This is a genomic window from Pseudoalteromonas sp. DL2-H2.2 (genome assembly GCF_021532535.1).
GTDB classification, from domain to species: domain Bacteria; phylum Pseudomonadota; class Gammaproteobacteria; order Enterobacterales; family Alteromonadaceae; genus Pseudoalteromonas; species Pseudoalteromonas rubra_A.
In genome coordinates this window covers 38,252-63,810 of the sequence record NZ_JAKGBD010000013.1, presented here as the reverse complement: position 1 = coordinate 63,810, position 25,559 = coordinate 38,252, and the positions used below count along the sequence as shown (strand labels likewise).

Sequence of the window (25,559 nt, the reverse complement as noted above, 5' to 3'; positions counted from 1 at the left end):
TGTACCTAAAAGGTTGTTTTTGGTTTTTGCGTGGCTATACTGGCGCTTTAAATTTAATAACAATTAATTAGGAGTAATATAGGGTGGATTTGAAGCTGGATCTATTTGAGTGCCAAGGAGTAAAAGTATTGAAAGGAAAATGTCGTGTGTAGGTTTTTATTTTTATCAGTAGCATTATTTTTCAGTCAATATGTGCTTGCTATTCAGTCGCCAAATCTAAGTTCATCAAAGAGCTCTATGTATCTGGGAGATACAACATATTTGTCATGGTCTAAGCCAAGTGGAACTTCATACTTTAATTTGTGGGTAGCCAAACCAGGACAAAGCGCATTTGCATTTAGAACAGGTTATTCTGGTACATCTTTTAGTCGGTGGATCCAAAACTATCCAGGTACACATACTTTTTATGTTGAAGCCTGTGATAGCAGTGGTCGCTGTGCACAGTCAAACAGCGTTGGCGTCTATTTATCCGAACGTCCAACTATTCCATCGGTACCGGGTGAGCCTGATGTGAACTGGGACTTATATCACCCTGCAGGTTCTTCCGTGCGCGTTAAGATCCCGAGTATTGCAGGGGCTACTTATTATCAGGTCTATAACGGCACATCTTCAACCAGCACCTCTGTGAGTCGTACGTTTTATAGCAGTACCTGGGAATATATTTCTTCAGTATCAACTGGGCCAAACTATATCAGAATTAAGGCCTGTAACAGTGCGGGGTGTAGTGCCGAGAGCCCTCCCCGTAGAGTTGTGATCTTTACGACCCCAAGTGCCCCCTCTGCATCGGTGAGCCCTGTCTATCCAAGTAAAAACGCAACGGTAACCGTGGCCTGGAATCGTCCAAGCGGTATGATTTGGTCAGGGGCCTACTTCAAGGTTAGCTGTATAAACAGCGCCGGGACAGATGTGTGTAACCAGAATATTCCACACATTGGCGGGTCGAACAAATCAGCCTACTCCTATAGTTTCACGGCAAGCAGTGTAAGTGGCTACGATATTCAAGTAAAAGCCTGTAACAAGACGGATTCCTACTGCGCCGGTAGCCATGTTAGCTCTGCCTATGTACTTCCTGCGGTTCACGGCGACCCAGGATACAATGTTGATTGGGACTTTTACTACCCGCAAAACACGACTATGTCAGTCAAACTGCCACAATCCTTAGAAGGTGCTGACAGTTTCAAAGTTTTCTATTACGCAGATGGCAGTTCGCCACAGCTATATGCGCACGTGCCAAAATCTCAGCGAACGATAGACGTTAATGTTGGCAGTGCTGGTAAATATAATCTGGCGTTGGCATCGTGTGTTTCGTCAAACTCCGGCGGTGCTCAATGTAGTGCACAGAGCCAGGCTCGGACTATTGTGTCATTTATTAAACCTGAAGCTCCAATACTATCGATAACACCAAATACACCTGAGTTAAATGAGGAAGTGACCATCAACTGGAATCGTCCGAACGGCATGATTTGGTCAGGTGCATATTTTAAGCTCAGTTGTGTCACCGACACAGGAAAAGATGTCTGCAATCAGAGTATTCCGCATGTGGGAGGCTCAAACAAATCACAGTACAGTCATCGCTTTACTGTACAGGATATTGCCCAATTTGATATTCAGGTAAAAGCTTGCAACAAAACGGCCTCGTATTGCACATCAAGTAATACCAGCAGTTTTACGACAAACCCTGCGCAGCACGGGGATCCAAGTCATAACGTAAACTGGGATCTGTACTATCCAGAAAACAGTATGATGACAGTAAACTTGTCTCAGTCACTGAACGGTGTAGATAGTTTTGATGTGTATTACTACCCAGAGGGTGGTGAAGTCAGAAAAGTAAAGCACGTTTCAAAAGCTCAGGGCAAAATGGATATTAATGTGGGTGAGCAAGGCTACCATACGTTGCAAATCGCCTCGTGTACCACATCAAGCTCAGGCAGCACTCGCTGTGGGGAGTTAAGTAAAAAGATCCGTATTGTGTCGTTTAACAACCCACAAGCCCCTGTCATTTCTGTAACACCACAAGTGCCCGAGGTAAATGGACAGGCGACAATTACTTGGAATCGTCCAGATGGCTTGATCTGGTCTGGCGGCTACTTCCTTGTCAGCTGCAAAGCGGACGCTAAGCTTGAAGCTTGTGGACAAAAAATCTCGCATCAAGGTGGCTCAAATAAAACTGAGTATAGCCATACGTTTACCGTTCCAAATGCGGATAAGTTAGATATTCACGTAAAGGCGTGTAACAAATCTGATGCGCACTGTGCAGTGAGTAAGAAGACAACCTTGTCAACCACACCTCCTGGGCATGGTGACCCGAGTTACAACGTCGAGTGGGATTTCTATTACCCACAAAATACAACGATGACGGTCAACCTTGCTCAGTCTATTGTGGGTGCGGATAGCTTCGATATCTACTATTACCCAGAAGGTGAAGCTGCGAAGAAGGTTGATCACGCGGCTAAAACGCAAGGCAAAGTCGACGTAAATGTGGGCGCTAAAGGGTTTTACACCTTGCAAATTGCGTCATGTTCAGCGACAAGCTCAGGTGGCTATCGTTGTGGAGAGTTGAGTGAAAAGATCCGTATTGTGTCTTTCGCTAAGCCTGGCGCCCCGGTCGTTTCGGTAACCCCCGCATCACCATCGGTAAACCAAGCGCTCAAAATAGACTGGAATCGCCCTGATGGGTTGATCTGGGACGGGGCCTATTTCAAGGTCAGTTGTGTCGCAAGTGATGGTACAGATAAGTGCCGAGGTATCGACATTCCGCATACGGGTGGCTCCAAAAAGCTTGAATATTCACATGAACTCTTAGTGACGGACCCAACATCACTCGATATTAAAGTGCAGGCTTGTAACAAAAACGATGACAACTGTACAAGCAGCGCTGTGGTACGCAGAACCGTTGAAATATCAGAAGACTTTGCGCCAGAAAATAATGGAAAAGAGTTAACTTGGCAGACAGTGTCTGGCGCAACCAGTTATGTTATTGAAAGTGCCGTTTGTGCAGAAAGCTGTGACGATTTATTAGCGTTAGAGTGGAGTGCTTTTGCCACCCTTGCAGGCAGCGATACTCGCCATAAGATTGTACCAACAGAGAATCAGTTTTATAGGATTAAAGCATGTTTTGGCGATGGTACCTGTACTCAATGGACTTATATTATCAAATATACCCCGAAAAATAAGACGATCTTTATTCACACAGACTTACTCGGCAACCCTGTTGCCGAGACGGTAATGGAATAAAGGCAAGCAGCCCCTCAAAATGATTTATGAGGGGCTGTTTAAAAAATGACAACAGGGGGCATTCCCTCCAATTTATTTATCTTCTTTTTTTAGTGATGTTAACTAGTTGTTATTGTTTGTTTTATGGGTGCTTGATAAGTAAGATTAGTTGTTAAATCTACTGGTTTCATAATATCAAGTTTTTTGTTCTTGTGGTTCGGTGCATGTTTTATGAAGCTGGTGTTTATGAAGTGGATTGTTTTTTGTGTTTTTTAAGTTTTAGATTTTGCTGTTCAAAGGGGTTTAAACGTTTTTTGGATAGAGGTGATAATTTTTTAAATGAGAATTAAAGTAAAGAGCGAAGAGAAATTGCGAATGGAATTATTAAAAAGCAGGCTATATTGTTGCCTTTCAGCGCTGGTGGTATTCAACTCAGCGTATGCTATGGAGGCATCTGAATATCAGGGTGAGAAAATAAATTATCTCAAGGTTGATGATCAGAATCAGTATGGAGAAAAAATCGACTTACAAAGTGGGCGCTTATCCTACGAAGTCGTTGATGCGGTTATTCCTGGTAACCCGGGGTTGGACATTGTGCTTTCAAGAAGCTTTGACGACTCTGAGCGTGTGTGGGGTAATAACGGTCAAGTTGCCAATATGAGCAACTGGCGATTGGAGATACCAAGAATAATCATTCCCACGGTGCCTTTTGGTATCGTTCGCGGTTGGGACCCAACGGGACCTCTATATGGAATGGGTGATACACCATACATCTATGACTTTGACACTGCTGAGTACGATAAATACATAAAACATACCAGCACAACACGTCAGGGAATTTGTAAAGACCCATACCCTGGCGATGGCAGAGCTTCATGGCTGAATAGCGGTGGTGATAAAATTGCCAAAAAGTATTGGTCGGGCATGCGTCTGAAAATACCTGGTCAACCAGCACAACAGTTATTTAAAAACACCGATACCACTCGTTATCCGACAGCTAAATGGGTAACTACCCATAACTGGGTTGCTTCATGTACAAATGATGGCAACGGTTTTATTGTTAAGTCACCGCAAGGGGTCACTTATACAATAGATAAGGTACAAGCGCTCAGTGCTTTTCCAAGCTACTTAAGTTCATCCTTTGCTCATACCGGTACTGTGACAATGCTGGCCTCAGAGAAATCAAATGTGCATGGAGAAAGCGTTCAGTACGTTTATGAGGTGTTCAACTTTTCAAAGATGCCAAGAAATGATATCGGGGCTATGGCATCACACTTCAATGTACCTTACATAGAGCAAAGGTTGGTACAAATACTGCGTGAGAATGAGACGCCTATCAGGATCAACTATGATACATCATTAGAGACTATTCCAGGAACACCGAACCCAGATGGGACGCCAGGGGATGATATTGTTGTTACATCAGCGACTGGCTGGGAGCGTATCAAAAATATTTCAATGGGGGAGGGGGATTATGATTTTTACACTCATAAAACTTTCATTCGTTATGATTATGAAAAAAGCTCGCAAGACGGGCGTCACTACCTAACAAGCGTTAAAACCGGCGGGAAAAAGTGGGGCTATAAATACGGTGAGGGAACGATTGACGATAAGAAGGCCTATTTTGATATTGAATCGCAAAGCGCGGCATTTAATTATTACGGCCCTCGTTTATTGACTCAAGTAACACTGCCATCGGGCGGCACCATCAGTTACGACTATAAAGTATTTGATAAGCTTCGTCGCGATCCATACAGTGAAAATATTAAGCTGCATAAAAAAACTGTGAATAATGGTACAGCCGATATTGACGTGTTAACCTTTGATTATGCTGATACTAGCTATGATAAAGAAGATGCGATTGAGGTAACGATTACAAATGCAGATGAGACCATAAAGAAAACCTTCTCAGATGATAAATCGTTTCAACATGGTCAGCTTCTAGAAGAAGTTATTACAGACACCAGTAGCAGTAAAACTAAAAAAACTAAGTTTGAATATAAGCAAATAGCAAATATCGGTGATTTTAAATTCTTAGACTTTCCAGAAGATATACCGGAGTCACTCACTTCACTTGTCGCGGTAAAGAAAAAAACCATCACATTAGATGGTAAGGACTATGTGACCGAATACTTGCAACACAATATTTATGGTTACCCAACTAAAATCAAAGAGACGTTTTCAGGAAATAACAAGTATACAAAATTAGGATACTATAATCACACTGGCAACTGGATCTTAGGCTTGCCGACGTATGTTGAAGTATCTGATACTGATACCAGCGATAAATACGAAAAGGTGACGGAAGTTGTCTATCATGATGAGACAACACAAGATGGTGATTACGTCGGGTTGGGTCTGCCGTATGAGCATAAAAAATTTGGTACATGGGTGACCAGATATACGGAGTATACTGCCAAAGGAAACCTCGCGAAAGAAGAGTATAATGCTGCAAGAGCCGTTGGTACAGGTAATCGCTTTACGCAATATTTAAACTACAAAAGAGGGACTCCCGGAACCATTACAGTGCCCTCACTTGAGTCAGACAGCACTATTAGCCGCACACAGGAAGTGGATGAGTTTGGCAAGATTGTAAAGGCCACAGACTTTAACGGGACTGAAACACGCTACAAATACAAATATGGCAACGGCTATCTGGTGTCAATTGCGCTTGAAAGTGACGCGGTTCATGGCCAGTGGTTGGGTACGTTAGTTGAATGGGACGACAAACATCAAACCCGTACTATTTCTCGCTGTACTTTGAATAGTTATAGAGATGAATGTACTGACGAGGCGACTTTCAAAACGGTTGAGACATACGATGGCTTGACGCGCCTCATAACAACAGCATCACATGATACTTCTGAAAATAGCACAATTAGCCGCTATCAAAAGTTTGGTTATAACAAAAATAACCAACTGACATTTGAATCCTATAAAGCGGATACCTTAGATGGCATTTCTGGTGGCATAAGTACTTATTATGACTCTTTTGGCCGCAAGACTTCCGAGGTAGCAACTGGCCGGGGAACGGTTCAGTATGATTACCTTGAGGGTAATAAGATCCGCTTTACGGATGCAGGTAAAAATGAGAATAATGAGACTCATAGCACAACGACAACTTATCTTGCCTATGGTGCGCCGGATTATTCAATCGCGACCAAAATAGAGTCACCAGAAGGTGTCACAACGGATATTGATGTTGATGTTTTTGGTATTACTAAGACTATTTCTCAAACGGGATCTAAAAAGGACAATACCACTCATACGATTACCGAAACACGTTTGTATACGTCTTCAAAACACTTGTGTCTTTTAAAACGGCCTGAGCTGGGCACGACGATTTATGGCAGAAATAACCTGGGTGAGCTGACCTGGTCTAAGTCGGGTGTAGAAGATGCTGAATGTACCACAACCAAACCAAGCCAAGCGATTGCTTATTCTTATGACAATCAGGGTAACTTAGACAAGGTTGACTATGCGGATAACAGTGGAGATGTAGAGTATACAAGAGACAATAATGGCAATGTGACCACCTTAAAAGCGGGTGACGTAACACATACGTATAACTACAACAACCAAGGTTTACTCGAAGATGAAACCGTCACCGTAGGTACCAACCTGTCGCTGCAAACGGATTATGAATATAATGCGTTATTACACCGCAGCTATACAACTTATCCCGATTTTACAGGGCTGACAATCAGCCACAAGCCAAATGGTTTTGGTGAACCCACAGAAGCGCGTGTCTATAATGAGCTAGGCGAAGTAGAGCTTGATTTTGCGCAAAATGCGAGTTATCACGCAAATGGATTACTAAAAAGCTTCACCTATGGAAATGGTGTCACTCACTCTATGGAGTTACACCCATCTCAGCAGCCAAAGTCACTTATAGACTCCGTAAATTCAGCGGATGTTGTTAATCTTAAATACACGTATGACAATAACTCTAATGTTACGTCAATTACCAATGCGGTCGACCCAGGTTATAGTTTATCTAAACTGACATATGACGGCTTAAACCGTCTCAAAGAAACCACGGGTGGTACTAAAGCTGGCTCAAGTAGCATGAGCTACGATGGCTTTGGTAACATTACAAAGTACACCAGCTTAAATCGTAATTTAGACTATACATACGATTATACTAAAAACCGCTTAACGAGCGTGTCTGGTGTGTCGGGCAAGTACTCAAAGTTTGACTATGACAGTAAAGGTAATATTACCCACAATGGTCTATTTAGCTTAACGTTCAATCAGGCAGGCCGGATCGCTGCTGCGCGTGGGTTCTCGTATAAATATGATGGTCATCATCGTCGCGTCTACCAGTCAGATAATGGCGGTAGTTATTCGGTATATACCCAAGATGGCACCCTGATTTACCGTGAAAAAGGGACTTCGATCGAGGGGAATGGAACCAGTTACATCTATCTGGGCAGTAAGCTGATAGCAAAATATGGCGATGTAGAGCTAAATACAGATCCTGAGGCAATGCAGCACCGCCCATACGGTGAAACCATTGGTGAAGCAAGCGATGATATAGGCTACACCGGCCACAAGTTTGATACTGCGCTTGACCTAAGCTATATGCAGGCACGATACTATGATCCAGTCATAGGTCGCTTCTACTCGAATGATCCGGTTGAGTATACTGCATCTAACCCAGTAATGTCGTTTAACCGTTACTTATACGTCAATAATAATCCGTACAAGTATACTGATCCTAATGGCGAATTTTTAAATTTTGCTGTTAAGTTTGTTGCAGATGTTGCCATGGGAGCTGCAATTAATTATGCCACTACGGGTTCTGTAAACCTTGGTGGTGCAATTAAGGAGTCAGCACAAGGAATACTGAACCCAGCTAAATCTATCGCAAAAGGGCAAAAGTTACTTAAGCTATATCGTGGTGGAGCGCATGGTAAAGTGAGAGGTGTAAAAGGAAATGAGTCACACCATATGCCTGCTGATTCTGTAAGCCCTTTATCCAAAAATAAAGGACCTGCAATTTCTATGGACAAGGCAGATCATAGGCAAACAGCTAGCTGGGGGAACTCTAAGGAAGCTAAAGCATATAGGGCGCAACAGAAGCAATTGATTGATAATGGACAGTTTAAAGAAGCTCAGCAAATGGATGTAAATGATGTTCAATCTAAGTTTGGAACTAAGTATGATTCTGCTATAAGAGAAATGCAGGACTATACCGATAAATTGGATAAATAAATGAAATTTAATGTAACACCATTGTTAGGTATAGATGAGATTCAGTTTGGAATGTCGTTGAATGATGCTCGAAACGCGATCAACAGCTCTTATAAGTCATTTAAAAGGACCCCTACCGCTGCGCACCCTTGTGATTTTTACGAAAATATTGGCTTGTTTGTATATTACGATAGCTCTTCAACTGTAGAGGCATTAGAGTTTTGTGAACCTGCACAGCTAAACTTTAAGGGTATTGATTTAGTTACTTCCAGCTTTGAGGATATTGTAAAGCTTCTTAAGTCTCTTGATAACGCAATTGAGTTAGAAGGAGAATCATTTACCTCATATTCTCTAGGGGTTGGAGGTTATGCTCCTAACTTCGACGAAGAGCCCAATAGTGTTTGTGAGAGTGTTATTTTGTTTAAAGATGGCTACTACGATTAATCACATATTAATTTGAATACTTTTGAATCTAAAGCCTCGCACTCGCGGGGCTTTTTGTTGTCAATCCGCAATGAGAAGCTCGATGTGCGTTTTGCCATAATATGAGCTATGCATAAAGTCCTTTGTAACTTCAACACTATAAACAATAGAAGAGATACTAGATCCAAAACTTCTATATCTACAAACCTGTTAAGACGCCGTTGACAGATCAGAGGAAGTTTCACTCTTAGTAACAAGGCTATATTACCCGGTTCTTGTTTGAACTAATCCATTAGCGTTCACCTTATCACTATCTACTTACTCCTGTTTCGTTATTTAGTCATCTTGAACATGTTGAAGATAAGCGCTCTTTTATCAACCAACTTCTAGACCTTACTGATCTTTTCCTATCATGTCGGAGACCTTATCCGGATGTACAGGCTGGAAAGATATGGGAGGCTCGATATTTCAGGGTCTATCGTCACACTTGATACAGTACATTGTTAGAAAGTGGCTGGTGCTTTTCAAATTAACTATCATTCAAGCCCGTTAGTTCCCAAAAAAGCTTTTTTTTTGTTCAGCTTCATATACAATCCTGTGCTTTTAAAAATTTGGATGAATTAGCATGGATATCAAAAAGCTAGCGTTAGTACTGTTGCTTGGCAGCTTTCAAGTAAACGCTCAGATGAGCGTAAAGCAGTTTAGCTGGTCGCCTTCAGTTATTAATGTAGGTGACAGTACAACGTTTTATTGGGATGTTGAAGGGGCAAAGTATTGTCAGGCTTATGCACACAGCAGCGGAAATACAAGTCCAAGAGCTACCTCTGGGCGTTCAGGACCGCACCGATACACAAGTGCAGGAGCACACACGACGCATTGGTTTTGTGAAGACTATCGCGGAAATCGTATAGATTTAAGAGCAACCAGAATTGTTCGAGAACCACTTCCCCCCAGCCCGTCATACTCACCCGTTGCAAGCCCGGCTTCGAGTTATCAACCGATAAATCAACCGCTTACCATTACTTGGGGAGCCGTGTCCGGTGCCACTTCATATCGTGTATATCAGGATGGCACCTATATCTATGGTGGCGGTGGTAGAAGCACTGTTGTAAATCTCAGCAACTACGGGCGTCGTTACTATAGCGTTGAAGCCTGTAATCGAGGAGGGTGCGCCTCCAAATCTCAGGCCATTCCAGTTTATTTCTATACCACCCCAGGAGCTGTAAGCAACTTAACCGGCTCAGTTAATACTGCAAAAGTTGGTGAAAGGGTCCAGTTAAATTGGGGCCAAGCAGGAGGCGAAGTACCCGGAGTGGTTTATGTGGTACTTGCAAATGGAAGAGAGGTTCAGCGCAGTTCTGCTATGAGTGCATCAGTTGAGGTGACCTCAGTGGGTAGCAACACTTTCGAGGTGGCAGCGTGCAACCCCCAAGGTGCCGGGTGTGGTACATCTCAGCGACACACGGTAACAGGCACGATTGATCCTCCAAGTGCTTCACCTCAAGTTACCTTTAACGCCGGCTATCAGCCTGTTAATCAGCCAATAGCGGTTAGCTGGAGCGCGGTAACGGGTGCGGATAGATATCGACTATACGAAGACGGTGTTCTTGTTTATCAAGGTAGCAGTCGCAGTAAGAGCATTAGCCATAATAACTATGGTCGCCGATTTTATAGTGTAGCGGCATGTAATCAGGGAGGCTGCGCGTCTCGATCACAAGCGCTTCCTATCTTCTTTTATACAACACCGGGTTCAGTAAGCAACTTAACTGGCTCAGTTAATACTGCAAAAGTTGGTGAAAGGGTCCAGTTAAATTGGGGCCAAGCAGGAGGCGAAGTACCCGGAGTGGTTTATGTGGTACTTGCAAATGGAAGAGAGGTTCAGCGAAGTTCTGCTATGAGTGCATCAGTCGAGGTTACCTCAGTGGGTAGCAACACCTTCGAGGTGGCAGCGTGCAACCCTCAAGGTACCGGGTGTGGTACATCTCAGCGACACACGGTAACAGGCACGATTGACCCTCCAAGTACTTCACCTCAAGTCACCTTTAACGCCGGCTATCAGCCTGTTAATAAGCCAATAGCGGTTAGCTGGAGCGCGGTAACGGGTGCGGATAGATATCGACTATACGAAGACGATGTTCTTGTTTATCAAGGTAGCAGTCGCAGTAAGAGCATTAGCCATAATAACTATGGTCGCCGATTTTATAGTGTAGAGGCGTGTAATCAGGGAGGCTGCGCGCCTCGCTCACAAGCACTTCCTATCTTCTTTTATACAACACCGGGTTCAGTAAGCAACTTAACAGGCTCAGTTAATACTGCAAAAGTGGGCGCAAAGATCCAGTTAAATTGGGAGCATGCAGGAGGTGAAGTCCCTGGGGTGGTATACGTGGTATTTGCAAATGGAAAGGAGATTCAGCGAAGTTCTGCTATGAGTGCATCTGTTACCGTTGCCTCATTAGGTCGTAACAACTACGAGGTGGCTGCGTGTAACCCGGAAGGTGTAGGGTGTGGTACTAGTCAGCATTTTGTCGCGTATGGCATGGATGTAGTCCCAGTTCAAAAGCGCTTTGAATGGTCTAAAACACGTTATGACTTAGGTGAAGTGGGAACATTCTATTGGGATATTGAAGGCGTACATGCATGTAGAGCTATTAAAGATGGTGTACCAGAAGAGCGCTGGCGCGCCTCTAAAGGTGATAACGGCAGGCATCTGTTTGTTGAGCCTCGCAGTAATCCAACGCAGTGGGAGTGCTTTGTTGACGAAGCCAAGACTCAACGCTTTCCTGCAAATCCTTCAGAGTATTTGAGCGCTGATTTGGTTGTATCAAACAAGTTAGTTAAGCCTTTAATAATCAAGGGCGAAACGTCAATGACCATAACCCACCCCATCACTGACGCCGAATTGAGTTATGCCATTGTTGAAAAAGCAACGAGTTGCAACGCAGCTAATGTGACATGGAAGAAGTATATCGCAGCCATCGCCATTGACGCCAATAGCAATAAACCCAAAATTTGTGCCAAGGCTGTGTATAACCAACAGTATATTTCCTTCGCAGAAAAACGGTTTCTACCAGTTGTCAAAAAAATCATTTTTATACATACCGACTTATTAGGTAGTCCGATTTTAGAGACTAACAGTCAATAATTGTACAGCATTTGGAGGAGGCGATTTATTACGCCTCTCACAGTTAAGGAGAAAGTTTTGAAAGTTTCTAAAATATTTAGGCTAGGATTTATTGCACTGGTCGTGATATCAAAGGGGGCGCAAACGTTTGAAGATAAAATTCCTGATTTTAGTTATAACTATAGAGAGTACACGAATAACAGCTCAGAGGTCTCAACGTTAAGTACAGATTTATTTGGTGATAGCATTGATTATGCCAGTGGGGCTGCGAGCTTCAGTCAGTCAGATTTAGTGTTAACATTAAATGGCGGGCTTGAATTTCCGATTGCTCGTACCATGAGAGACCCAGACAGCTGGCATATACAGACAAAAGAGTTGGGCAACTGGAGTCTTAAATTACCACACATTCGAAGTGTATATGTGGAAGATCTGAAAGGAAACCATAAGGGCGCAGCATGGGCAACTGGCTCATGGTGCTCTACCAGTATAAGTAATAAACCTTACTTCTCACACACCGAAATTCGTGAAAAAAGTACAGGCGTATTTGACTCAACAGCGTACATCTATACAAAAGATCATTACTGGAATGGTGACTCCATTCAATTGTTAAATGGTGAAAGTTATAAAATATTAGAAAAGACTGATGCGTCAGGCAAGATCACAAAGGTGACCAAAGGTAATACCAAAATATCTTGTTATACCAGTGATACAACGGGCAAAGAAGGCTTTCAAGTTGTATCTAACTCTGGAGTGACTTACTACTTTGATATTGAGCGCGTAATAACTGACAATGCAACTCACAAAATGGCAACGTACCCAAAGCAGCCATGTACGCGTGAGTGCCCTCCCCCAACAGTGGGAGGTGAACCTGCTTCTCATCCATATCAGATAAATATGCTTAAAAGGCATGTGTTTTTATACCCGTCAAAGATTGAAGACAAATATGGCAATACAATAGAGTTTAGTTACTTTAATAACGGATTGCTAAAATCTATTTCAACATCTGATGAGCAAAACGTCGAATTCACCACTATTAATGATGGTAAGTATATAGGCTCCATGACATTTAATAATAGGAAATGGGTCTATACGATTGCGCAAGGAACTAAGGAAGGTTCTAAAGTGTATGACTTTTTAACTAACGTTCAGTTACCTAATACTAGTAAATGGCAGTTTAGTTACCCTGATGAGGTGAAAACTGTTCGCAGACTATCTCAATTGCCGGTTGGTGGCCCTAATTGTGTGCAAAGCGAGGGGGCTTTTGTTTGGGTTGAAATGACACACCCTAAAGGTGCTGTTGGTACGTTTACTGGGAGCCCTCGCTGTGAAGCACAAACAAATGTACCTAAAATTAAGATGCATAATCCTCATTCCACCAATCCGAACAGCCCACACCAGGAATATTATCTTCCCAAAAGTACCCTTTTATTTTCTTTAACTAATAAGAAAATAACGTTTAATGATAAAGAGATAAACTGGAGCTATACATACAATAACACCAATGGACACTTTGCTGGTGACAGCGATGTTCAACACATCAAAATGACAAGTGAGATAAAACCTGATGGTTCTTATACTCAGAGAACTTACAGTCGACAGTACGGATTAAGTTATAACAACTTAATAAGTGTTGAAACCTACAGCAGCGAAAATCACTTACTTGAAAAAACAGAATTTGAATATAGGTATAGCCCTAGTAGCTATGGTACGGATCATTCATATATCCATATAGGCTCGTCCCCAGAATCTTTCGAGAAGCAAAGGAAAGATTTTACTTCAGATGTTAACGTTGAAATACTAACAAAAAAGACAGTAACGAATGGCGATACGTTCGTAACCAAAACGTTAGAGTTTGACTCTTTTGACAAGCCGCTGAAATTTGAAAATACATTTGGTAATAATAAGAGGTACTTAGAGTATTCTTATTTTCATGATGTTGATACTCACCACTACCACCAGCCACTTCTGCTTAAAGTGGGTAAGGAACAAGATAAGCTAAAAACAGTTTCTAAGTTCATTTATGAAACCAAAGCATTTGGTGCTAATAAAAATATTCAAGCTCAACACTCGTTGAGTGTTCATGGCGATTTAAAGAAAACCTTTACGTCGTATCACTCGTTTGGCGCATTGAAAAGAGTAGACTATAACGTCGATAATCTTTATTTTTCTTTCAATAATTATAAGTTGAATCAACCACAAGAAGTGATTGTTTCGGAGCGTTATGATAGTAACAAGAAGGTATCGTTAACAAAGAGCATTGATGGCAACGGTTGGGTTGAATCGATTACTGACTTCAATGGCGTAACAACATGGTTTGACTATGACTCTATTGGTCGTATCACGGCAATTGACTTAACTGATGAAGTGTCCAATAAATGGCTAGACTCAAAATTTGTCTGGGATGATACAAGTAATACTCGTACGATTAAGCGTTGCACCCTAAATAAAGACAAAGAATGCAGTGAATCAACGCCTTCTTTAGAAACGGTAGAAACCTACGATAGTTTACTAAGGCTAACGCAGACTAAAACGACAGATAACACTGCAAATGCAGATCTAAGTACTCCCATCCGTTATCAAAACTTTGAGTATGATTATCAAAATCGTCAGACCTTTGCCTCATTTGTTAGCACGGATAGTACTGAATTAAAAGGGAGCAGTACGGCTTATGATGCGTTAGGGCGCATCAAATCAGTCGATGTATCGGGCCTTGGTGAGACTAAGCATGAGTACTTAGCTGGCAATAAAATTAAAGTGACGGATCCACTCTCTAAAGTTACCACGACAACGTATCAGGCATTTGGGGCTCCTGAATATAAGGTTGCCACCTTTATCGATTCACCCGAAGAGGTAGATACAAGTATAGCCGTTAACCTATTTGGTCAGGTGGAATCTGTTACACAATCAGGGCATGACAGTAATGGAACGGAAATCTCAGCCGTCGAAAAGAGGCTTTACGACGCTAGCCAGCAGCTTTGTTTGATTACGCGCCCGGATGTAGGTAATACATTATTAGGACATAATGCTCTAGGGCAAATGATTTGGAAAAAAGAAGGGGTTACAGATACTGATTGTGTCGCAACAAAACCAGCTGATGCAATTGAGTATGTTTACGATAACGTTGGTGACCTATATAAGATTAACTACCCTGAAAACAGTAACACACCTTCAGTTACTTATACTCATGATAACAATGGTAATTTGACTGGATTGACAGCAGGAGATGTCACGCATAGCTATGCTTATAACAACCAAAACTTACTAGAGGTTGAGCAGCTTCTCATCAAGGGGCAGCTTCACTTAGAGGTTGACTATGGTTATAACGCATTACAGCAACGTGAGTTTTTGGCTTACCCTGACGGCACATCGGTACACTTTAGCCCAAATGGGTATGGTGAGCCTACGCGCGCAGTGACCTATAAAGCAGGCACAGATGACGTCGAACTCACATTTGCTACAGGTGCCAGTTACTACGCAAATGGGATGTTAAAGGGCTTTACGTATGGTAATGACGTTACACATAGTTTAACCCTTGATCAAACCAGCCTACTGCCTGATGTGATCCAGGACAGCCGAGATACTAACAATCTCATCAAGTTAGACTACAGCTTTGATAAGGTGGGTAATGTCACCGCTATTTTGGACGAAGTGCATCCCACTTATAGCTTGACCAGTCTGGTTTACGATGATCTACATAGATTGACCTCTGTCAAAGGCGGCACGGCCATTGGCAACAGCAGTATTAAATATGATGCATTAGGGAATATTGAGTCATATACCAGTAAAGACAGAAACCTGAGTTACACCTATGACAGGGTAACAAACCGTCTAAGCAGCGTAACGGGAGCAGGAACTAACGGCAAGTATGCAAACTTAGTTTATGATACGCGCGGTAATATTACCAACAATGGCGCTTACCAGCTTAACTTTAACTTAGCAAACCAGCTTACTTCAGCAAAAAATAACACCTACCTATACGATGGTCATAATCGCCGCGTTAAACAAGTGGAACAAAGTGGTACAAGCTATAGCTTATACTCGCAGGATGGCACTTTGCTGTATCGTGAAAAAGGCGATGTAATAACGGGTGATGGCGTTAACTATATTTACCTAGGCAAAAAACTCATAGCCAAATACGGCGATGTAACGCCAGTATCAGAAGCAGGCAGTCGTCAGCATTACCGCCCATTTGGTGAAACGCTAGAGCAGCCAAAGGACGATATAGGCTATACTGGACACAAGTTCGATAAAGAGCTTGGCCTAAGTTATATGCAGGCACGATACTATGATCCAGTTATAGGTCGTTTCTATTCGAATGATCCAGTTGATGTCTTGGGGCACATGTATCGTGGTGAAAATGTTCATGGATTCAATCGATATGCATACACTTATAACAACCCCTACAAATATACAGACCCTAGTGGAGAAATACCTTTAGTTCCGCTAGCTATTTGGATTTTAAAAGAAGCAGGTGGTGAAGCGTTTGAAGCAGCAACTGGAGTACCAGCACCAACTATTAAAAACTTGAGCAAAGCTGCTGCCAAGCAGGTTATGAAACAAACGCTTAAAGATCGACCAGAAGTTCAGGGCGTCTATAAATTTAAAGAAGGCGACAAAGAATATATAGGTCAATCTAAAGATGTACTTAAAAGGCTACAACAGCATGAACGTTCAGGAAAGCTGGATACAGATGGAGTGAAAGAGCTAAGTGTTACAAAAGTCAGTGGTGGTAAGGAAGCTCGTGAAAAATTTGAACAAAAAGTATTGGATAAAGCCACTGACGGTGACGGTGCAAAATCTGATAAAGTTACGAATAAAGTTAACCCTTGTAGAAGGCGGGGATGTTAGTGAGTGAAAGCAATGCCAAATATAAGCTATTACATGATGACTCAGTAAACGGAGTAAAGATGCAATTATTCAGCAATTTCGACGATGAAATTGCTGAGGTTATTGACCGAGAAAATGTAGTTTCTTTGATGCTAAGTCAATGGTTAGGTTGGAAGTATGAGCAATTGGATTTTTTGTCAAAGTTAACCCAACTTAAAGCGTTATATATTTTTGACTCGACAATCAAAGATATCTCAAAAGTATCCGATTTAGTGAATCTAGAAGTTCTTTATTTAGAGTGCCCCAGATTAAAGATTGGGTTTAATGCTTCACGACTTTGTAACTTAAAAGATGTTCGGATCGACTGGAAACCTTGCTTAAAAAATATTGCTGAAAGCAGTTCAATTAAGGTTCTATTATTGAGTGGGTTTAAAGAGGAGTCATTAACTGATTTCTTACCACTAAACATCAGTAGGCTAGACCTCATAAGACCAAGCAAGTTAAAGACCTTAGATGGTTTAGAAAAATTAAGTCAACTAAATTCTATTTCGTTATATCAATGTAGAAAATTGGAAAGCATTGATGCCATTGCTTCGTTGAGCCTTTCTTCTATTGAAATAGAAGGGTGTAAACAGGTCAAAGGGTTATCGAAATTGCTCACTTTATCTGGGTTGGAAAGTTTAGTAATTGAGAATTGTGCGAACATTGAATCTATTTCTGGCATTTCAACGCTGAGTAAACTTCAAAAATTACGAATAGCTTCGACTACGATAATGGACGGTGACTTGTCTGAACTTGTAGGTATGAGAATTAGTAGCCTCTTTTTCGATAGAAAAAAGTCGTATTCTCATAGCTTGGAAGAAATTAGAAAATCTACTAGTAAAGAGATATTATTACGGACAAATAATTTTTGAATCCAAAGCCTCGCTCTCTGAGAGCGGGGCTTTTTTCTGGCTTTGGGACTTTGCTTTTTCTGGGGTAGCAAGCTTGGGAGGCAATCCAAATCTAATGAAGTTTACCCAGAGTTGCGGTTCATTTGCTTAATTTGCTTAGGACTAAAGCCGTTCCTCAACAGTTCAAAATCTTCAAATTCGACTATCGCCTCTTGGCCTTTGCGAGGGTGTTCATAAATCTTCTCTAGCCAACTGGCGCATGATTTTTTAGGTAACTTTTAACAGCTTGGTAACTGTATCTTTTCGTTGTTTGTCGTTGAAATGGTGGCCTGTAGTGGCCAACCAACATCATTTGGGTAGCACCAGTGTAAAGCGGCAGCCCTGATCTGGCTCACTGTGGCATTCTATGGTGCCCTTGAGCTTTTGCGTCACAATATTAAATACAATGTGCATCCCGAGCCCAGTGCCACCATGACTGCGTCGGGTGGTGTAAAAGGGTTCAAAAACTTTATCCCGTGTTTCTTCGCTCATGCCGGCGCCGTCGTCAGTAACAATCCAGGTGAGCTGCTCTGGTGTGTCCTCTATGGTAATGCGGATGGTGCCGGACTGTGTACCTTCATCAAAGGCGTGTTTAATGGCGTTGTCGACCAGGTTTGTGAGGATCTGGGCAATTGCGCCGGGGTAGGTCGATAAGCGAGCCTCGGGCGGAAAGTCGGTTTTCACTGTGACCTGAGTGTGCTTCCACTTGGGGTGCAAGCTGGTTAACACATCATTGAGATAATCCGGCAGGTTGATGGTGCTGAGCTCTTCTATGGACTGATCAACCGCCACTTGTTTAAAGTTTTTCACCAGCTGGGCTGCACGACCCAGATTCGACTCAAGCAGTTGCAGGCTCTCTTGCAAGGTGGCAAAAAACTGCTCCAAATGGTCTTTGCTGAGCTTGCCACTGGCCAGTTTCTGCTCACACTCTGCCAGTGCTTTGCTGGCGTATGAGCCTGCGGTTATGCCAATGCCAAGCGGAGTGTTAATCTCATGGGCAACGCCAGAGACTAAGCGGCCAAGGCCGGCCATTTTTTCCTGCTGTACCAGTTGTTGTTGAGTAACTTTGAGGTCTTCATGGGCGGTTTGCAACTGGTTGAAGGTGCTTTCAAGCCGCGCCACGGCATCGGCGTTGGCCAGTGCAATGGCGGTATAGTTAGCGATCGTACGCAGCATTTGTACATCGTTGTCGCTAAATGCATGCGGCTGAAAACTTTGCACGGTCAAGCAGCCGATGATCCGGGTATCAATAATCAGCGGCAGATAAACCAGCGACTCACTTTCGGCGCCGCTGACCGGCGCTGCAATGTGGTTGACGTACTGCGTCAGCTCGCTGATCTGATTGACCCTGAGCTCTTTTTGCTGGGTGACGCACCACACAGCCGGGCGCTGGGTGTCGGACAAGGCATATTCAAATTCGGGTAGCTTTTGCCCTTTTTCAATTGCCAGTCGACAGGAAATGCGCTGATTTTCACGGTCGAGGATCCCAACCACAAAGACGTCTGCGCCCATCAACTCATTCACGTGTTTGTAGACACGCTCCAGCACCGACGACAGATCTAACGTAGAGGTGATGTCTTTGCCTATGGTGCCCAGCATTGAGATATTGGCGGTGCGCGATTGCACGAGGCTGTCGAGGGCGACTTGTTGCTGTTTGAGCTCTTTAATTCGCCATAAATACGCGAGGTATAACAAAGAGGTGATCAGCAGCAGTAGCCCCAGGCGAAACCACCAGGTTTCATACCAGGCCGGTAACTGGGTTACTGTCAGGCTTAACTGGTGCTGGCTCCATTGTCCCTTGCGGTTGCTGCCTTTGATCTTAAGTTGATAGTCACCGGGTGGCAAGCGGGTGTAGGTAATATGGCGCTTACTCGCATCGACCGGGATCCATTGCTCGTCATAACCGACCAGCTGATAGGCATAACGATTGCTGTGTGGCGCAGTATAGTCCAGTGCGGCAAATTCGACCGAAAAGCTGCGGGTGCTGGGAGGTAGCACCAATTGTTTGGGTACTGTGACGGGCTGATTATTGACAGCAAGCTCGCTTATCACCAGTGGCGGGTGATAAGACCAACGCGTCCAGCGCTCGGGGCGCAGCAACAGGATCCCTTTTGTGCCACCAAACACCAGCGTGCCATCACGCAGTTTAGTATAGGAACCCGTCCACATGGTCCCGGTGTCCCAGTCATCGGCAACGCCCAAATCTTCAAAGGTTTTCGCTGACGGGTCCAGCCAGCCATAGCCATTCCAGATCCGTCCCTGCGCATCTTCCATCAGATTCCCTGCGGTACCTGTGGGTCTGCCCGTCAATTGATCCAGTGACTCGAATTGTGCCTGATGGCCATCGAAGTGAACCAGTCTGTCTAGCCCGTGCGGGGTCGCGACCAACAGGCGTCCCTGACTATCAACCAGCAAGCTTTTAATATAATTGTCTGAGAGTGTGTCAGTGGTTTGTGCCCGGGGACTGATCTCGGTCACGGTTTTCGCCTTCAGATCAAGTACCAATAAACCAATGCGGGTGCCGACCCACAGAAGGTCCGGGGCCATATAGGCCATCGTCAGGACCGGCTTGCCTGCTAGCAGGGTATGATTTTTAAAGGCGCTTAATGGCTGTAACTGGCGGGTTTGAATGTCCATCAGCGCTAACCCTTCGTCGGTGCCAACCCACAGCCGGCCATTGGCGGTTTCCTGTAACATCACAACCTGATAACCGGGCAGACCATCGGCTTTGCTGTAACGTGTAAACTGCTGACTCAGAGGATCGAAATGGTGCAATCCGGTATTGGCCGAGCCGGTCCAGATGCTGCCATCAAAGGTTTGCCGGATCACCCGGACATAGCCGTCGGCGAGCTTGCTTGGATCGCTAGGATCAGGCCGGTGACCAGCTATAACGCCAATGCTGGGATCTATGATATCGATCCCTGTTTGTGCATTACCAACCCAGATCTGGCCATTGTCCAGCTCCGTGATGCTGCGGACATCTTCATGACTGAGCGAGTGGGGGTAGGACAATCGCCGGACAAACGTTCTGAACGCACCATTGTGCGGGTTATGGCGATTCAGCCCGTTGCCCCAGGTGCCCGCCCAGATCAACCCGGAGGCATCAACAAGCAGGGCACCCATAGAGTCGAGGTTGATACTATAGGGGTTAAGCGGATCATGGCGAATATGTCGGATCACCGCACCGCTGTTGGCATTAACCACAGTGATCCCGCCTCCGGAGGTGCTGAGCCAGATATGATCGGGATCTGGCTGTATAATGCCATTCACCCAGTGGTGACTGAGGCTGGTTGGATCGCCAGGACGATGGTGGATACGGGTTACCTGATCCGAGCCCGGCATGAAAAAAGCAGCGCCATGATCTGTGGTGCCAACCCAGATAGCGTGATTGGCGTCCTGAAACAGGCGAAACACATTCTGTTGGTTAAATGCGGCCAGGGTTTCACCACGCAGTGGTTGCTGCCAATTGGCCTCCCCGGAGGCGTGCCCGTTTGGTAAGGTAACGCGGCAGAGGCCTGTTTTACTGCCCACCCAAAGTGTGTTTACGCCCCTGAGTAACAGTGAACGCAGGCGCTGCTGGATAAGTGGCTGATCGCAGCCGGTTATTTTGAGCCGCGAGACCCGGCCAGTGGTGGCCTCGATGTGATTCAGGCCGTTATCCGTTGCGGCGTAAATGTTACCCTGATCATCTCCGGTTAGCGCACGTACCGTGTTGTTATACAGACTGTTGTTATCGGAGCGGGTATGCTCATAACGTTTAAAGCGCCCTGTTGCAGGGTTGTAGACGGATATTCCGTCAGCAAAAGTACCTATCCAGATCCGACCATCCGGCGCCACCCATAATGACCTGATAAAGCTGCCGGACAGGCTGGTATCATCCTTCGGGTCATGCAGAAATGACACAAAGCGGTAGCCATCAAAGCGCAGCAGACCAAACTGGGTGCCGATCCAGATAAACCCCTCCCGGTCCTGTGCCAGTGCGGTAACTACCCCCTGAGGAATTTGTTCGTTGTCGCCTATGGTCTGAAAAATTAATTCGCCCAGTTCGAAAAAAGAGTTGCCGGTCGCCGGTTGTTGCGACGGGTTTGTGCTTGTCTCAGTTGCTGCAAAGGGCTGAGCGGCCATCAGATAACTACATAGCAGTAATAATAAAGCCACTACGCGCCGCTGGTTTGGTAATCGAATCACTTATGCTCCCCCAGATTGAATACGCTGAGGTAATACCGGTATATGCCTATCCAGTATAGATAAACTGGCACGGTATGCGCCGTGTTTATTGCGGCTTATTTTGCTTGATGGCTTCAAGATAGCGGCTCTCAACAAAGTTTTTCTCTTTACTCAGGTGGGTTAGTTTTTGCCGGGTCTGTTCCAGCTCAGCTTTGAGGGCCGCGACTTCTGCGCTGCTGCCGTCGCCCTCATGTTCTACAGAGAGTTGATCTATCAGCTGATTTTGCTCCTCTATCTGGCGTTTGTATTGGTTAAGCAGGGTTTGTGTTTGCTGGTCGCTCATCGCATTGTCAGATGCCCCTGCTTTGTCTTGCCGAAGTTGTTCTATCTCTTCTTGCAGCTGGGTATTGGCCTGGCGCAGTGTGTCGGTGGACTGGAACTGGTGTTCCAGTTTGGAGCTGACATGACGCAGTTTCTTGCCGCTATTATCGAGTTCCCCTTTAAGGCGTTTGATGAGTTTATGGGAGCGGATTAGTTTTTTGTTGAGCTCGTTAATGGAGCCTTGTTCTTCTTTGGTGATGTGGTCGGCGGTGGACGCCCGGATCTGCGAGAGCTGATTTTCCAGCGTCATCTGTACCTGCAACAGCTCTGAAATGGTCTTGCTGTGCTGCTGAGTAAACTGGCTGGCCCGTGCGACCGATTCGCGACACTGCGCCAGTAGTTCGTCGTTCTCTGGTGTGCTTTGTTTGTGGTTTAAAAAAGCCCCGGCAAAGTGGCGAAACTCTCTTAAAATCAACAATAAAATATAAAACCAGGCCGCCAGGATCAACAGTCCTACATTCACTGCCAGATATTGGTAAACTTCGAGAGGAACCATGCGCTGAGTTATGCCGCGTTTGTTTATCAATAAGATAAGTTTAGTTTTCGTTCAGAATTCTGCCTATACTGAAGAAGAATAATTGCATTAGGGTAAAGAATGAAAGTTCTGATCGTTGATGACAGCCATGCAACCTGTGAGATCATCCGGCGGGCCCTGCAACAGTTTGAGTATCGCAAGCTGTTGTTACGCTGCGCAAGTCGTGTTGATGAGGCGATGACGCTAATAGCTGATTGGCAGCCGCAGATCATTCTGACCGACTGGCACATGCCGGATAAAACCGGCATTGAACTGCTGGAAACCCTCCGTGTCAGCCACCCCGAGCTGCCGGTGGCGATGATCTCGACGGTGGACGATGCAACGCAGATTGAGTATGCCACCTCACTGGGCTGCGCATTTTTTCTGTCCAAGCCTTTCAGCGATGATGCACTGCGCAGCGCCATTATGCCTTTGGTGCTGGAGCAAGAAGCCAACGAAGTGATTGGTGAAGATGAAGCGGTACCGCTTCGAGAAGAACTGGCTTTACCCAAAACGGACTTGCTGGAACGCCTGATGCAGAAAAACATCAGCGATTCTCTGATGTTAAAACCGATTCAGGCACAGCAATTAGATGAAAGCAAAGTGCCCTGTGTGATGGTAGTTTACGCAGAGCGCGGCAGTCAGAAACCTCGGGTAATTGGCGTGCTGGATGTGTATGCGGCTTGTGTGCTGGCCAGCAGCCTGCAAGTGATCCCGCAAGAAGAAGCCCACAAAGCCATACATTTAAATCAGATAAACCCAGAGATTATGGCGGCGTGTAAAGAAGCGCTGGCAAAAACCACGTACGCATTCCTCGATAAACAAAGCAAAATGAGCTTGTTCGTCAGAAGTTGCACTGTTTTATATCAAAGCCACCCTAAACTTGAGCGCTTATACCAGTACCCGCTCGATAGTCGGCTCGACTTAAGTTGCGAGCGTGAAGGCATGGCGCAGGGTAAGATGCTGATTGTTGGGGTGTAAGGCCGCCGTTCCTTGGTGTGAAGAGACATTGACTCTGCGCCGCACTGCGATATCATGTGCTCAGCATTGACGGAAAAACACCCAGGAGGATAATGATGATAGTAACCAAACCAACCGGGCAGACTGGCCTTAACTAATCTAACTTAAAAGCGAGTTTAATCTAGCCAGCACTCCTTTTCGCCCGGTATCTGCCGGGGCAAACAGCCCCTTTCTCAGTTATTAACATTATTGTTATACCAATTTGCTTAATTAAGTGTTCCATTTTGAGGCGAGCAAATATGTTCGATAACCAGGCAAAAATTTCGCTATTTAGTTGTTCTAAATGAGAAATTTTTAACACGGTTAGCGTCATGTTTGCTCCGTCAAATTGAACAGGTATTAAGTGAAATTGGTATTAGGGGGTCGTCATGACCAATTTTCAGAACCTGGCCAAAATAGGCTGGACACCTTATTTTCAACAACAACTGACACTGGAAGAGTGGAGTGATGCTCACCCGCTACGGATCATCTCGCAGCACAGGTCCTGCATCTCAGCACAAGGCGAAGCGGGGACCTATTCTCTGCCATTAACACCGGCAATGGACGCGCTCGTCGTGGGCGATTGGATCCTGGTTGATAGTGAGCTGCGATATATCAGGCTGCTGGAGCGCAAAAGTTGCTTCAAGCGTAAGGCGCCGGGTACGCATCTGGCGTGGCAGTTAATCTCGGCGAACGTTGATACCGCCTTTATTTTGTGTGCACTGAATGAAGACTTTAACCTCAGCCGGCTGGAGCGTTACCTGGCCCTGGTACACAGTTCGAGTGCACAAGCCGTGGTAGTGTTAACCAAGTCCGATCAAGTTGCGCATGCCGAGCAGGCCCTAAGTGAGGTACATCAGCTTGACACCGCTTTGGATGTGCTGGCGCTGAATACGCACTCCTCCGAATGTGTTGAACGTTTGTCTCCCTGGCTTAGTGAAGGCAAGACGGTGGTATTACTTGGTTCCTCTGGGGTCGGGAAGTCAACGCTGACAAATACCCTGATGAACACGCAGCATCAGCGCACCGGCGGGATCCGAGAGGACGATGGCAAAGGGCGCCACACCACCACGCATCGTGAGTTGGTAACGCTGCCATCGGGTGGGTTGTTACTCGATACGCCCGGCATGCGGGAGCTGCAACTCGGTGGTTGCGAGACAGGGATCAGTTCGGCATTTGCTGACATTGAATTGTTGGGTAAGCAATGCCGATTTAATGATTGTCGGCATGAGCAGGAGCCGGGCTGTGCGGTACAAGGCGCGATTGAGTCTGGCGCACTCAGCCAGAGGCGGCTTACTAACTACCTCAAGCTGAACCGGGAAAATGCGTTTAACACATCCAGCCTGGCGCAACGGCGTGCCAAAGAGAAGTCGTTTGGTAAGATGGTGAAGCGGATGGTGAAAAACAAAGCCCGCTTAAAAGACGGCTAGTTCGGGGTTGAGGTCATGCCTTTGGCATGACCTTATACTATTTAAATATAGAACAACTACTTACCTATCTGATTTGAAGGTGCATTATGCTTTTTAAGAACCGTAATTTAAGGCTCTGTCTTTCAGTCCAGTTGCTTGCTGTTGGTATCACAGGCTTGATTGCCGGATGTGCAACGACGGATGAGCGAGTTAATGGGGCATCTTTGGTGCATCGCTACACAGATAATCAAAACGGCGTTGGCAGTTTTCTGAGCTGATTCATGTCGCGGGGGCAAAATCGCCAACCTCAGCGGCTTTTTTCACCCCCACTCAGGTGGTAGTCAGTTTTGCAAAGAGCGATGTGCTCAGTATCTATG

Annotated in this window: 11 protein-coding genes; 9 read left to right on the top strand and 2 right to left on the bottom strand. The window is 44.9% G+C overall.

Features of this window, described 5'->3' with window-relative positions; genetic code table 11:
- Positions 1 to 300: 300 nt before the first annotated feature.
- From L1285_RS18840 to L1285_RS18815, 6 genes are all read left to right on the top strand, one after another.
- Positions 301 to 3,234, top strand: a complete 2,934-nt coding sequence (locus L1285_RS18840; protein WP_235413706.1) for a hypothetical protein — start codon at positions 301 to 303, stop codon at positions 3,232 to 3,234.
- A gap of 354 nt (positions 3,235 to 3,588) precedes the next feature.
- A complete protein-coding gene (locus tag L1285_RS18835; RefSeq protein ID WP_235413705.1) occupies positions 3,589 to 8,430 on the top strand; it encodes an RHS repeat domain-containing protein in 4,842 nt (1,613 codons plus the stop codon).
- Positions 8,431 to 8,853 (top strand): hypothetical protein, encoded by a 423-nt coding sequence (locus L1285_RS18830; protein WP_235413704.1) that lies wholly within the window; start codon positions 8,431 to 8,433, stop codon positions 8,851 to 8,853. It begins immediately after the preceding gene.
- A 604-nt stretch (positions 8,854 to 9,457) separates the two neighbouring features.
- Entirely contained in the window at positions 9,458 to 11,974 is a 2,517-nt protein-coding gene (locus tag L1285_RS18825) for a hypothetical protein (RefSeq protein ID WP_235413703.1), read from the top strand.
- 57 nt (positions 11,975 to 12,031) lie between these two features.
- A complete protein-coding gene (locus tag L1285_RS18820) occupies positions 12,032 to 16,801 on the top strand; it encodes an RHS repeat-associated core domain-containing protein (protein WP_235413702.1) in 4,770 nt (1,589 codons plus the stop codon).
- Positions 16,795 to 17,694 carry a hypothetical protein gene (locus L1285_RS18815; RefSeq protein ID WP_235413701.1) on the top strand — a complete coding sequence of 300 codons (900 nt, stop codon included), beginning with the start codon at positions 16,795 to 16,797 and terminating at the stop codon, positions 17,692 to 17,694. The genes L1285_RS18820 and L1285_RS18815 overlap by 7 nt, the downstream gene beginning before the upstream one ends.
- A gap of 327 nt (positions 17,695 to 18,021) precedes the next feature.
- Here L1285_RS18815 and L1285_RS18810 read toward each other — a convergent pair whose 3' ends face one another.
- Together L1285_RS18810 and L1285_RS18805 are read right to left on the bottom strand one after the other, a co-directional pair.
- Complete coding sequence (locus L1285_RS18810; RefSeq protein ID WP_235413700.1) at positions 18,022 to 21,900, bottom strand: two-component regulator propeller domain-containing protein; 3,879 nt, start codon at positions 21,898 to 21,900, stop codon at positions 18,022 to 18,024.
- 85 nt (positions 21,901 to 21,985) lie between these two features.
- Complete coding sequence (locus L1285_RS18805) at positions 21,986 to 22,756, bottom strand: chromosome partitioning protein ParA (RefSeq protein ID WP_235413699.1); 771 nt, start codon at positions 22,754 to 22,756, stop codon at positions 21,986 to 21,988.
- A 99-nt stretch (positions 22,757 to 22,855) separates the two neighbouring features.
- Between L1285_RS18805 and L1285_RS18800 the strand changes: the two genes are divergently transcribed.
- The 3 genes from L1285_RS18800 (at position 22,856) to L1285_RS18790 (ending at position 25,460) form a co-directional block, all read left to right on the top strand.
- Positions 22,856 to 23,755 carry a response regulator gene (locus L1285_RS18800; RefSeq protein ID WP_235413697.1) on the top strand — a complete coding sequence of 300 codons (900 nt, stop codon included), beginning with the start codon at positions 22,856 to 22,858 and terminating at the stop codon, positions 23,753 to 23,755.
- 407 nt (positions 23,756 to 24,162) lie between these two features.
- Complete coding sequence (gene rsgA, locus L1285_RS18795; protein WP_235413696.1) at positions 24,163 to 25,203, top strand: ribosome small subunit-dependent GTPase A; 1,041 nt, start codon at positions 24,163 to 24,165, stop codon at positions 25,201 to 25,203.
- A gap of 86 nt (positions 25,204 to 25,289) precedes the next feature.
- Positions 25,290 to 25,460, top strand: coding sequence for a hypothetical protein (locus L1285_RS18790; RefSeq protein ID WP_235413695.1), 171 nt, complete (start codon positions 25,290 to 25,292; stop codon positions 25,458 to 25,460).
- Positions 25,461 to 25,559: the final 99 nt, after the last annotated feature.